The 12,465-nt window shown below is 40.3% G+C and carries 13 protein-coding genes; 10 read left to right on the forward strand and 3 right to left on the reverse strand.

Features of this window, described 5'->3' with window-relative positions:
• Positions 1 to 40 precede the first annotated feature (40 nt).
• From queA to thiL, 10 genes are all read left to right on the forward strand, one after another.
• Complete coding sequence (queA, locus tag ABN217_RS08100; protein ID WP_197269545.1) at positions 41 to 1,114, forward strand: tRNA preQ1(34) S-adenosylmethionine ribosyltransferase-isomerase QueA; 1,074 nt, start codon at positions 41 to 43, stop codon at positions 1,112 to 1,114.
• A gap of 182 nt (positions 1,115 to 1,296) precedes the next feature.
• The gene (gene tgt, locus ABN217_RS08105) at positions 1,297 to 2,439 is read left to right on the forward strand and encodes a tRNA guanosine(34) transglycosylase Tgt (RefSeq protein ID WP_072069411.1); all 1,143 of its coding nucleotides are present in this window, start codon (positions 1,297 to 1,299) and stop codon (positions 2,437 to 2,439) included.
• A gap of 85 nt (positions 2,440 to 2,524) precedes the next feature.
• On the forward strand, positions 2,525 to 2,860 hold the full coding sequence (gene yajC, locus ABN217_RS08110; RefSeq protein WP_006535133.1) for a preprotein translocase subunit YajC: 336 nt from the start codon (positions 2,525 to 2,527) through the stop codon (positions 2,858 to 2,860).
• A 32-nt stretch (positions 2,861 to 2,892) separates the two neighbouring features.
• A complete protein-coding gene (secD, locus tag ABN217_RS08115) occupies positions 2,893 to 4,740 on the forward strand; it encodes a protein translocase subunit SecD (RefSeq protein WP_115350476.1) in 1,848 nt (615 codons plus the stop codon).
• A 10-nt stretch (positions 4,741 to 4,750) separates the two neighbouring features.
• Positions 4,751 to 5,719 carry a protein translocase subunit SecF gene (gene secF / locus ABN217_RS08120; RefSeq protein WP_196553535.1) on the forward strand — a complete coding sequence of 323 codons (969 nt, stop codon included), beginning with the start codon at positions 4,751 to 4,753 and terminating at the stop codon, positions 5,717 to 5,719.
• A 116-nt stretch (positions 5,720 to 5,835) separates the two neighbouring features.
• Positions 5,836 to 6,285 (forward strand): transcriptional regulator NrdR, encoded by a 450-nt coding sequence (nrdR, locus tag ABN217_RS08125; RefSeq protein ID WP_006535128.1) that lies wholly within the window; start codon positions 5,836 to 5,838, stop codon positions 6,283 to 6,285.
• 70 nt (positions 6,286 to 6,355) lie between these two features.
• Positions 6,356 to 7,510, forward strand: a complete 1,155-nt coding sequence (gene ribD, locus ABN217_RS08130; RefSeq protein ID WP_197269544.1) for a bifunctional diaminohydroxyphosphoribosylaminopyrimidine deaminase/5-amino-6-(5-phosphoribosylamino)uracil reductase RibD — start codon at positions 6,356 to 6,358, stop codon at positions 7,508 to 7,510.
• 212 nt (positions 7,511 to 7,722) lie between these two features.
• Positions 7,723 to 8,193 carry a 6,7-dimethyl-8-ribityllumazine synthase gene (gene ribH, locus ABN217_RS08135; protein ID WP_036932916.1) on the forward strand — a complete coding sequence of 157 codons (471 nt, stop codon included), beginning with the start codon at positions 7,723 to 7,725 and terminating at the stop codon, positions 8,191 to 8,193.
• Positions 8,194 to 8,221: 28 nt separating this feature from the next.
• The gene (nusB, locus tag ABN217_RS08140) at positions 8,222 to 8,638 is read left to right on the forward strand and encodes a transcription antitermination factor NusB (RefSeq protein ID WP_072069408.1); all 417 of its coding nucleotides are present in this window, start codon (positions 8,222 to 8,224) and stop codon (positions 8,636 to 8,638) included.
• Between the two features lie 103 nt (positions 8,639 to 8,741).
• Positions 8,742 to 9,725 (forward strand): thiamine-phosphate kinase, encoded by a 984-nt coding sequence (gene thiL / locus ABN217_RS08145; protein ID WP_196553537.1) that lies wholly within the window; start codon positions 8,742 to 8,744, stop codon positions 9,723 to 9,725.
• 70 nt (positions 9,726 to 9,795) lie between these two features.
• Here the strand turns inward: thiL and ABN217_RS08150 are convergent, their stop codons facing one another.
• The 3 genes from ABN217_RS08150 to rbsK form a co-directional block, all read right to left on the reverse strand.
• A complete protein-coding gene (locus tag ABN217_RS08150; RefSeq protein WP_196553538.1) occupies positions 9,796 to 10,131 on the reverse strand; it encodes a zinc ribbon domain-containing protein YjdM in 336 nt (111 codons plus the stop codon).
• Between the two features lie 383 nt (positions 10,132 to 10,514).
• On the reverse strand, positions 10,515 to 11,525 hold the full coding sequence (gene rbsR / locus ABN217_RS08155) for a ribose operon transcriptional repressor RbsR (RefSeq protein ID WP_425355531.1): 1,011 nt from the start codon (positions 11,523 to 11,525) through the stop codon (positions 10,515 to 10,517).
• A gap of 4 nt (positions 11,526 to 11,529) precedes the next feature.
• A complete protein-coding gene (rbsK, locus tag ABN217_RS08160; protein WP_072069402.1) occupies positions 11,530 to 12,456 on the reverse strand; it encodes a ribokinase in 927 nt (308 codons plus the stop codon).
• Between the last annotated feature and the right edge of the window lie 9 nt (positions 12,457 to 12,465).

The following is a 12,465-nucleotide window of genomic DNA, read 5'->3' on the forward strand; positions in this document are numbered from 1 at the left end:
GACTAGTCCGCCTGTTTTTTATGAAAGTAGTCGTTTAATTATGCGTGTATCAGACTTTACATTTGAATTGCCAGAAGCCTTGATTGCTCACTACCCACAACCTCAACGCAGTGGTTGTCGTTTGCTCTCTTTAGACGGTGAGACTGGTGCTTTATCACACGGTATTTTTACCGATGTGTTAGATAAAATAAATGCCGGTGATCTGCTGGTTTTTAATAATACTCGCGTGATCCCTGCGCGTATTTATGGACGTAAAGCGTCAGGCGGTAAAATCGAAGTGTTAGTTGAGCGTATGCTCGATGAGCATCGTGTACTTGCCCATGTTAGAGCCTCTAAATCGCCGAAAGAAGGCGCTGCTCTTGTGTTAGGCGAGGATGAAAGTGTACAAGCAACTATGGTTGCGCGTCATGATACGCTTTTTGAAATTCGCTTTGATGATGAAAGAGATATTCTCACCATCCTAAATAGCATTGGGCATATGCCTTTACCTCCTTATATTGATCGTCCTGATGAAGAATCAGATAAAGAGCTTTATCAAACAGTTTATAACGAGCGTCCGGGTGCCGTTGCGGCTCCTACTGCGGGGTTACACTTTGATGAACCATTACTTCAAGCCTTAAAAGAAAAAGGGGTTGAGATGGCATTTGTGACACTGCATGTTGGCGCGGGAACTTTCCAACCTGTACGTGTTGATAATATTGAAGAACACACAATGCATTCTGAATACGCAGAAGTGCCACAAGACGTGGTTGATGCTGTATTAGCGTGTAAAGCACGCGGTAATCGCGTAATTGCTGTAGGTACAACTTCTGTTCGCTCATTAGAAAGTGCAGCAAAAGCAACAAACGATGCGTTAATTGCTCCTTTCTTTGATGATACTCAAATCTTTATTTATCCAGGTTACCAATACCAAGTTATTGATGCGTTGATAACTAATTTCCATTTACCAGAATCAACATTAATCATGCTGGTTTCTGCTTTTGCTGGGTATAAAAATACCATGAATGCTTATAAAGAAGCTGTTGAGCAAGAGTATCGTTTTTTCAGCTATGGTGATGCGATGTTTATTACGCATAATCCTTTAGCTATCAATGAAAAAGTCGGACAAGAATAAAGATTTATTATTCTTTTTAACGATTTTCTTCATTTTATGAAGTGTTATTTCAATTTTATGGCTTAATCCCTTCGACTAAGCATGGGTTTTTGTTGAAGTAACATATACAGCCGTCTAACAAATGATTAGAATGTGCTGTTTTTATTACGCATTGGACTGTTTTTCTGATGCTTGGAGGATGAGTGAAATACGAACTAGATAAAACCGACGGTAATGCTCGTCGTGGTCGCCTTATTTTTGAACGTGGTATTGTTGAAACACCTGCATTTATGCCCGTGGGTACTTACGGTACTGTAAAAGGAATGACGCCTGAAGAAGTAAAAGCGACAGGCGCACAAATTCTTTTAGGTAATACCTTCCACTTATGGTTACGCCCAGGCCAAGAAATCATGAAATTACATGGTGATTTACATGATTTTATGCAATGGCAAGGCCCTATCTTAACGGATTCAGGTGGTTTCCAAGTCTTTAGTTTAGGCGCAATGCGTAAAATTAAAGAAGAAGGTGTTCACTTTCGTAACCCAATTAACGGCGAAAAGATTTTCTTAAGCCCAGAAAAATCAATGGAAATCCAATACGATTTGGGTTCTGACATTGTGATGATTTTTGATGAATGTACGCCTTACCCTTCAGATTGGGATTACGCAAAAAATTCAATGGAAATGTCATTACGTTGGGCCAAACGTAGTCGTGAACGCTTTGATGAACTCAATAACAAAAATTCATTATTCGGTATTATTCAAGGCGGTGTTTACGAAGATTTACGTGATATCTCCGTAAAAGGGCTAGTCGAGATTGGATTTGACGGTTACGCTGTCGGCGGCCTTGCAGTCGGTGAACCTAAAGAAGATATGCATCGTATTTTAGAGCATGTTTGCCCTCAAATTCCTGCGAATAAACCGCGTTATTTAATGGGTGTTGGTAAACCAGAAGATTTAGTTGAAGGTGTGCGTCGCGGTATTGATATGTTTGACTGCGTTATGCCTACACGAAATGCACGAAATGGTCATCTGTTTGTCACTGATGGTGTGATTAAAATTCGTAATGCAAAACATCGTTCAGATACATCAACATTAGATGAACATTGTGACTGCTATACCTGTAAAAATTATAGTCGAGCCTATTTGCATCATCTTGATCGTTGTAACGAAATTTTAGGCGCAAGGCTGAACACTATCCACAATTTGCGTTATTATCAGCGTTTGATGGCTGAAATTCGTCAGTCTATTGAAGACTCGCGTTTTGAAGAGTTTGTACACGAATTCTACGAACGTATTGGAAAACCCGTACCACCGCTAAACGGCAGTGCGAGTAAGTGTGATTAATGTATACGAGAAAGCCCAATTCTGTGTATGATATTGGGCTTATAACTTGAATATCGTCGATATCGACAACAATGAGGAAAAGTGAATGAGTTTTTTCATTTCTGATGCTGTTGCTTCTGCTGGACAAGCTGCACCTGAAGCTAGCTTTATGTCTATTTTACCGATGTTAGTGATCTTTATTCTGATTTTCTATTTTATGATCCTACGTCCACAGCAAAAACGTACTAAAGAACATCGTAAACTGATGGATTCTATCGGTAAAGGTGATGAAGTTTTAACAACGGGTGGTTTAATCGGTCGTGTTGTTAAGGTTTCAGATAACGGCTATATCGTTGTTGCTCTGAATGAAACAACTGAAGTAACTATCAAACGTGACTTTGTTGCCGCTGTATTACCTAAAGGCACAATGAAAGCTATTTAATTACATTTCCCCAAAGGGAAAAGGGAACTGCCGTGCTAAACCGTTATCCTTTGTGGAAGTACCTGATGTTGATAGCCGCTATCCTCATCGGTCTGCTTTACGCACTTCCTAACCTATATGGTGAGGATCCGGCTGTTCAAATCACTGGCGCGCGGGGAACCGCCGCCAATGAGCAAACACTGGATCAAGTTCGATCTTTATTAGATAAAGAAAACATTGAAGCGAAATCTATTGCACTTGAAAATGGTGCAATCTTGGCTCGTTTCGGTAACCCTGACATTCAATTACGCGCTCGTGAAGTGTTGTTGCCTGCATTAGGCGACCAGTTCATTGTTGCGCTTAACCTTGCACCGGCAACACCAAAGTGGCTAGAAGCCATTGGCGGTGAACCGATGAAACTAGGGTTAGACTTACGTGGTGGTGTTCACTTCCTAATGGAAGTTGATATGGAAACTGCGCTAGGTAAACTTCAAGAACAAAATGTTGAAAGTCTGCGTACATTATTACGCGACGAAGGCATTCCGTATTCTTCTATCCGTAAAACGGATAACTATGGTGTTGAAATCCGTTTTCGTAACTCGGATGACCGCTCTAAAGCTTCAGATTACCTGACTCGTCGTAACCAAGATCTCATTTTTAGAGATGGTGCTAATAACTCATTAAGAGCTATTTTTACTGATGAACGTTTACGTGATGCGCGTACTTATGCGGTACAGCAAAATATTACTATCTTACGTAATCGTGTTAACCAGTTAGGAGTCGCTGAGCCATTAGTTCAACGCCAAGGTGCTGACCGAATTGTTGTTGAATTGCCGGGTATCCAAGATACCGCACGTGCTAAAGAAATTTTAGGTGCGACAGCAACATTAGAATTCCGTTTAGTGAATACCAGTGTTGATCCTTCTGCTTTAGAAACTGGCCGTATTCCTGGTGATTCAGAAGTGAAATACACCCGTGATGGCATGCCAACCATTCTTTATAAACGCGTTATTCTAACGGGTGACCACATTACTGACTCAACCTCTCAGGCTGATGAATATGGTCAACCTCAAGTGAATATTTCACTTGATAGCGCCGGTGGTTCTATCATGTCTAACTTTACGAAAGATAATGTCGGTAAGCCGATGGCTACTCTTTTCGTAGAGTATAAAGACAGCGGTAAACGTGATGAGAATGATCGCGCAGTATTGGTGAAAAGCGAAGAAGTTATCAACGTTGCGAACATTCAAAGTCGTTTAGGGAATAGCTTCCGTATTACAGGTATTTCGAATGCGAATGAAGCACGTCAGTTATCACTGTTATTACGTGCTGGTGCGTTGATTGCACCTATTCAAATCGTTGAAGAAAGAACGATTGGACCAACTTTGGGTCTGCAAAATATTACCCAAGGTTTAGAAGCGTGTTTATGGGGTCTAATTGCGTCAGTTGCCTTTATGATAATTTATTATCGTAAATTTGGTGTGATTGCGAGTACGGCATTAATGGCAAACTTAGTGTTAATTGTTGGGGTAATGTCACTATTACCGGGCGCAACACTCACCATGCCGGGTATTGCGGGTATCGTATTAACACTTGCTGTCGCCGTCGATGCCAACGTACTGATAAACGAACGTATCAAAGAAGAGTTACGTAATGGTCGATCAGTACAACAAGCAATCCATGAAGGTTATAAAGGCGCCTTCTCCAGTATTATTGATGCGAACTTAACCACACTGATCACAGCGGTGATCCTTTATGCAGTCGGTACCGGCTCAATTAAAGGCTTTGCTATCACCACCGCTATCGGGGTTGCAACCTCCATGTTTACCGCTATCGTCGGTACACGTGCGATTGTAAACCTGCTGTATGGTGGTAAACGCGTTAAGAAACTGTCTATTTAAGGAGCACGTTGTGGCACAGGATTATACTGTTGAACAATTAAACCATGGTCGTAGAGTCATTGACTTTATGCGTTGGGACAACGTCGCCTTTAGTATTTCGTTTCTGCTTTTGGTAGCGTCAATTGCTATCATTTCCGTGAAAGGATTTAACTGGGGATTGGATTTTACTGGGGGAACGGTAATTGAGATCAATCTCAGTCAACCAGCCGACCTTGATAAAATGCGTGATAGCTTAGATGCTGCAGGCTTCAAAGATCCTCTGTTACAAAACTTTGGTAGCAGTCGCGATATTATGGTGCGTATGCCTCCTGTTGAAGGACAGGCAGGCCAAGAATTAGGTAAGAAAGTTATTGATGTTATCAATGCTAAAGTTGATAACGACGCAGAGGTAAAACGTATTGAATTTGTTGGGCCAAGTGTGGGTAGTGAATTGGCTCAAACAGGTGCAATGGCGTTATTATCAGCACTTATCTGTATTCTTATCTATGTTGGATTCCGTTTTGAATGGCGTTTGGCGTTAGGTGCGGTTATTGCACTTGCGCATGACGTGGTTATTACGCTGGGTGTGCTTTCACTGTTCCACATAGAGGTTGACTTAACCATTGTGGCATCATTGATGTCTGTTATCGGTTACTCACTGAACGATAGTATCGTTGTATCAGACCGTATTCGTGAGAATTTCCGTAAAATTCGTCGAGGGACTTCATATGAAATTATGAACGTTTCTCTGACACAGACATTAAGCCGTACCATTATGACATCAGCAACGACATTATTGGTTGTATTAATGCTGTATATCTTTGGTGGTTCAATGCTTCAAGGCTTCTCTTTAGTTATGTTAATCGGTGTTTCTATCGGTACTATTTCTTCTATTTATGTGGCTTCTGCATTAGCACTGAAAATGGGAATGAAACGTGAACACTTGATTGTACAAAAAGTGGAAAAAGAGGGTGCAGATCAGACAACACTCTTACCATAGTAGAGCGTTTTTCTGATAAAACATCGCAAACACCCTGCCAGTGTATACTGACAGGGTGTTTTTTGTTCACTGAACAGGTACACTGTTTATGAGTATTATCAAAAGTAGGAATAACTATGCATTGCCCATTTTGTGGAGCCGTAGATACCAAGGTAATTGATTCCAGACTTGTTGGTGATGGTTCACAAGTGCGCCGTCGTCGCCAATGTCTTGTTTGTCATGAACGTTTTACTACCTTTGAAGTAGCAGAGTTAGTGATGCCTCGTGTTGTGAAAAGTGACGAAATACGAGAGCCTTTTGATGAAGAAAAACTTCGTCGAGGCATGCTTAAAGCATTAGAAAAGCGTCCTGTTAGTTCGGATGATGTCGAAGCTGCGATTAGCCATATCAAATCACAATTAAGAGCAACTGGTGAAAGGGAAATACCTTCAAAAGAAATTGGCAATTTTGTAATGGAACAACTAAAGAAACTCGATAAAGTGGCTTATATTCGCTTTGCTTCTGTTTATCGTAGTTTTGAGGATATCCGTGATTTTGGTGAAGAAATCGCAAAATTACAGGATTAATACATTAATACTGTGCTTTATTTAATGATTTGAAAAATAACGATAAATAATAAAATTAAACGTAATAATTATGACAAATAACAACAGTGACAACCAATACGAAAATGAAAGCCTGAACGATGAATACTACATGCGTCGAGCTATTGAGCTTGCCGCATTAGGTCGCTTTACAACATCTCCTAATCCGAATGTAGGCTGTGTGATTGTTAAAGAAGGCGACATTGTTGGTGAAGGTTATCATCATCATGCTGGTGGCCCACATGCAGAAGTTAATGCGTTGAAAATGGCAGGTGATAAAGCAAAAGGGGCGACAGCTTATGTTACGCTTGAGCCTTGTAGCCATTTCGGTAAAACACCACCTTGCGCTGATGCTTTGATTAATGCAGGGGTAAAACGTGTTGTTGCTGCTATGCAAGATCCTAATCCTCAAGTCGCCGGACGAGGATTACACAAATTATTATCTGCGGGCATCGATGTTTCACATGGTGTATTAATGCAAGAAGCCGAGAAACTCAACGTTGGCTTTTTTAAACGTATGAGAACTGGCTTTCCATACATCCAACTAAAATTAGCAGCTTCTTTAGATGGTAAAACAGCATTAGCATCAGGCGAAAGCCAATGGATAACCTCTAAAGCATCCCGTCGAGACGTACAAAATTTCAGAGCCCAAGCAAGTGCTATTTTAACTACTAGTGAGACAGTATTAGCAGATGATCCCTCCATGAATGTGCGTTGGGATGAGCTTTCAGAAGAAATTAAAGCTATTTATCCTAAAGAAACACTACGCCAACCTATTCGTATTATCACTGATAGCCAAAATCGGGTTACTGAAAATCATAAAATCACACAAATTGAAGGCGAATGCTGGTTAGCACGCACGAAATCACAGTCAAGTGATTGGCAAGGTAATATTTCAGAAATCCTATTACCAACGAATGGTAAAAACAGTGGCGTAGATTTAGTGTTGCTAATGATGCAATTAGGGCGACGTAATATTAACAGTGTATGGGTTGAAAGTGGGGCACGTTTTGCAGGAGCCTTATTGGAAGCCGGACTTGTTGATGAACTTATTATTTATATCGCACCTAAAATTTTAGGGAATGATGCTCGAGGTTTATTTGCACTGTCTCCCCTTTCATCATTATCCGAAGCACCTGAATTTACAGTAGATTCTCTTCAACAGATTGGTTCTGATATCAGAGTTTGTTTAAAACCTCGTTATTAATAGACGCAAATAAGTGTGTCTACGGCGCTATTTGTAGTAAAATAGCGCCGTGTGTGTTATTTCCTGTCGTTACGACATCGTTATCAGCCAACTAAATGCCTTGATTTATCAAGGGTTTTTGGCTCCTTTGCTGTGTGATAATAAAACAGAGCGCAGTAAGGGAAAGAATATGATAAAATCCGCGCCCCGCGGATAGGAGAAAAAGGTAACCTATGAACGTAATCAAAGGTGTTGTCGCGGCGCCAAACGCACGCGTAGCAATTGCAATTGCCCGTTTTAATAATTTCATCAACGACAGCTTATTAGAAGGTGCTGTTGATGCATTAGAACGTATTGGACAAGTTTCCTCTGAAAATATTACCGTCGTTTGGGTTCCTGGTGCTTACGAGCTACCGTTAACAGTTAAAGCATTAGCTGAAAGCGACAAATATGATGCAGTTATCGCGTTAGGTACTGTTATCCGTGGTGGAACCGCACATTTTGAATACGTTGCTGGCGAATGTAGCTCTGGTTTATCTCAAGTTGCAATGCAAAGTGAGATCCCTGTGACTTTTGGTGTTTTAACCACTGAAAATATTGAGCAGGCTATTGAACGCGCTGGAACCAAAGCGGGCAACAAAGGTGCTGAAGCTGCAATGACAGCACTTGAAATGATCAATGTACTTAAAGCCATAAAAGGCTAATCATCTGTTTTAACTAAAGGGGAATTTTGTGAAACCTGCTGCTCGTCGTCGTGCTCGTGAGTGTGCTGTTCAGGCTATCTACTCATGGCAATTATCCGGAAATGACATCGCGGATGTGGAATTGGAGTTTTTATCCGAGCAGGATACCCAAGGTGTAGATATTGCTTATTTTCGTGAGCTTTTAGTGGGTGTTGCCATTAATGCAGCACGTTTAGATAAGGCAATGGAGCCTTATTTATCCCGCCAACTTGAAGAGCTTGGTCAAGTTGAAAAAGCAATTTTACGTTTAGCAATGTTTGAACTAAGCTTCCGCGAAGATGTTCCTTACAAAGTTGCGATTAACGAAGCGATTGAACTTGCTAAGGTATTTGGTGCTGACGATAGCCATAAATTTGTTAATGGCGTGCTTGATAAAGCGGCACCAACAGTACGACGTAAAAAATAACGTTTTTCACGTTTCCTCTATGGTAAATAATTCAAGGCCGGTATTTCCGGCCTTTTGTTTAATAAAACGAGTTTAGTCGGCACAGCTAAATAGGAAATTGATAATGCCTTGTGGTGAATTCTCCCTTATCAAACAATATTTCACTTCACAGCCTGTAAAACGCAAAGATGTTAGTACAGGAATTGGGGATGACTGCGCAATATTGACAGTACCTGAAAAGCAGCAAGTTGCTATTAGTACCGATACTTTAGTTAGTGGCATTCATTTCCTTCCTTCTATCTCACCTGAAGATTTAGCCTATAAAGCGCTGGCTGTAAATATTAGTGATTTAGCTGCCGTGGGGGCTGATCCTTCATGGGCATCACTTGCTTTAACACTTCCTGAGACAAATTGTGATTGGCTTGAAGCTTTTAGCCGTTCTTTCTTTGCTTTAGCCGATTATTACGCCATTCAGTTAATTGGTGGTGATACAACGCGTGGCCCTTTAAGTTTAACAATCACAATCCAAGGACTGGTTCCACAAGGAACGGCATTATTGCGTTCTGGTGCTAAAATTGGTGACTGGATTTATGTTACTGGCTTTTTAGGCGATAGTGCAGCGGGACTTGCTGTACTACAAAATAGACTACAGCCAACGAAAAAAGAGCACAGTGATTATTTGGTCGCTAGACATTTACGCCCTCAACCACGTTTATTACAAGGTCAGGCATTACGTCATTTAGCAACTTCAGCAATTGATATTTCTGATGGACTTATTTCAGACTTGAATCATATTCTCACCGCAAGTGGTTGTGGTGCTCGCTTAAATTTAGATGCTCTACCGTACTCTGATGCAATGAAAAAAGCCGTCAGTCCAGAGCAGGCCGAAATTTGGGCATTAAGTGGTGGTGAAGATTATGAATTATGTTTTACTGTACCTGAAATTAATCGAGGCGCACTTGAAATCGCGTTAGCACATACTGGTGCTGATTTTCATTGCATAGGGCAAATTATGCCGATTGCTGAAGGTATTCGTTATTTACGTGATGGTAAAGATGTTCACCCTAATCTGAAAGGGTTTGATCATTTTAGTGAGAGTAATGAGTAATCTTACCTAAACAAAAAGGCGCTAATTAAGCGCCTTTTAAAATATCTGAATAACAATATTATCAATAATTTTAGTTTTTCTTCACAAATTCAGACTTCAATTTCATTGGCCCAAAACCATCAATTTTACAATCAATATTATGGTCGCCTTCTACTAAACGGATACCTTTTACTTTAGTACCGATTTTTAGCATGGTTGAGCTACCTTTGACTTTCAGATCTTTAATCACGGTCACTGAATCGCCATCAGCTAATAAATTTCCGTTAGCATCTTTAACTACTAACTCATCGTTATCAACGACAGGTTCAGCATCGTTCCATTCGTGTGCACATTCAGGGCAAACATACATTGCACCATCTTCATAGGTGTATTCTGAATTGCACTTAGGACAAGAAGGTAATGACATAATAATACTCTCAAATTTTATCAAAATGGGAAGTGATTAATCGTCAAAATGAGGATAACACTTGCCCCATAAATTAAAGGACACATTATCGTTTAAGCATGAAAATTTTAAAGTAATGCCCTAAATGATCCGGCATCAGATAATGCGAAAGGGCGATAGTATAATAGATTTGATGAAAATTTGCATCTTTCACAGGTTATGGCTTGAAAGTCAGAAAAAGTAGAACAAATATAGAGAGTTAAATGGAAAATAAAGATAAATAAAGGTGGTTTTAAATATCTCCTAATTTAATGATATTAAAGTTATAATTTTATAAATATAACTAAAAACAAATGCCCCCATCTTAAAAGAGAGCATCATCAATAATAGTGTTAATCTTCTTATTATTGTTTTACAAAATGACTCACTGAGCTACGCTCTATAAGTTTGGGTGTAAGCACCAGAACATTGTCATCAGCATCGATATTTTCCATACGATGTAATAATTGGCTGACAGCAAGTTTACCCAATTCATCTTTAGGTTGGTGAATGGTAGAAAGAGGAGGGATCATATAAGAGGCCAGGTCGATATCGTCATAACCCATGACTGAAATATCATCAGGTACACGCAAACCTTTTTGATAAATAGCTTGATAAGCACCAACAGCCATTGCGTCATTACAGGTGAAAACTGCTTGTGGTAAGACAGAATGTGAGAGTAATTCTTGCATTGCGCTAAATCCACCCGCAAATTCAAAATCACTGGTTAACACAAACTCCTCCCGAATAGTGAGTCCTGCTTTTTGCATCGCATTGTAATAGCCTTGCAAACGATGTTTTGCTGGGAGTTTATCTTGTGGGCCTGCAATACAGGCAATTTCAGTAAAGCCTTTTTCAATCAGATAATTGGTGGCGATTTCTCCCCCAAGCAGGGAGTTATCTTGAATAATATCTCCACCGTATTCGAATGGAGACCAATCCATCATGACCATAGGTAAACGAGGATAACGATTTAGTACTTCATGAGAGGGCGCTCTGGCTTCTGTTGACATCAATAATAAGCCATCAACACGTTTTTGTAGCAACGTTTCAAGGCTACTATCCATGCGCTCGTAATCCCCTTCGGTATTACATAAAATTAGGCTATAGCCTTTTTCGTAGCAACTGCGTTCAACACCACGCACAACTTCTGCATAGAAAGGGTTGCTACTAGCTGTCACTAACATACCAATAGTGTGAGTACAGTTCATTTTTAAACTGCGTGCTAAAGCTGAAGGCGCGTAATTTAAGGTTTCGATAGCATCGTTAACCTTTTTACGAATGCCTTCACTGACATAACGATTGTTATTGATAACGTGAGAGACTGTTGATGTTGAAACGCCCGCTAAACGGGCGACATCTTTCATTGTTGCCAAAGTACTATGCTCGCTCTGCTAAAAATGATTCGATTTCATGACGCCAAGGAACTGAAGATTGCGCACCATGACGTGTAACTGCAATGGCAGCTGCTGCGTGGGCAAAACGAATAGCCTCAACAGAAGGTTTGCCTTCTAATATTGCTGTGACAAATGCACCGTTAAATGTATCACCTGCGGCAATGGTATCAACAGCTTCGACACGAAATCCAGGAATTATCATGCCTTTTCCTTGTTCACTAAACCAGACTCCACGGCTACCCAATGTAATCAGTACTTGTTTGATACCTTTGTGATGTAAAATATCGGCGGCTTTAGCCGCACCTGCTTCATCATGCACAGAAATACCTGTTAATATTTCGGCTTCTGTCTCATTTGGGGTGATAACATCAATAAAACTCAGAAATTCATCAGATAAAGGTTGAGCTGGAGCAGGGTTTAAAATAACTTTTGTATGATGTGACTTTGCCAGTTTAGCTGCTTCAAATACGGTATCTAACGGTGATTCTAACTGCATTAATAAGGCATCGGCGTGTTCAATAACATGATGATATTGCTCAAGATGTCTAGGGGTTAGTGCGCCATTAGCACCTGCAATGATGCTAATTACATTTTCGCCTTGCTCATTAACAAGGATCATTGCAACACCAGTTGGTGTTTGCGGAATAATACTAATTGCATCGATATGGATATTATCTGTTTTAAGTTGTGAAATTATCTCACTACCAATCGCATCATCACCAACACAAGCAATAAAGGTAATATCAGCACCACTACGACCACAAGCAACCGCTTGATTTGCACCTTTACCACCAAAGGCTATTTTGTATTGATGACCAATAATGGTTTCACCGGGTTTTGGAAATTGTGAAATATTCATAATGTGGTCAACATTAATGCTACCTAGAACAGCAAGGCGAGGTGTTGTCATAGCCTTTTA

Source organism: Proteus sp. fly-1067, assembly GCF_040139345.1.
In the GTDB taxonomy this organism is placed as follows: domain Bacteria; phylum Pseudomonadota; class Gammaproteobacteria; order Enterobacterales; family Enterobacteriaceae; genus Proteus; species Proteus vulgaris_B.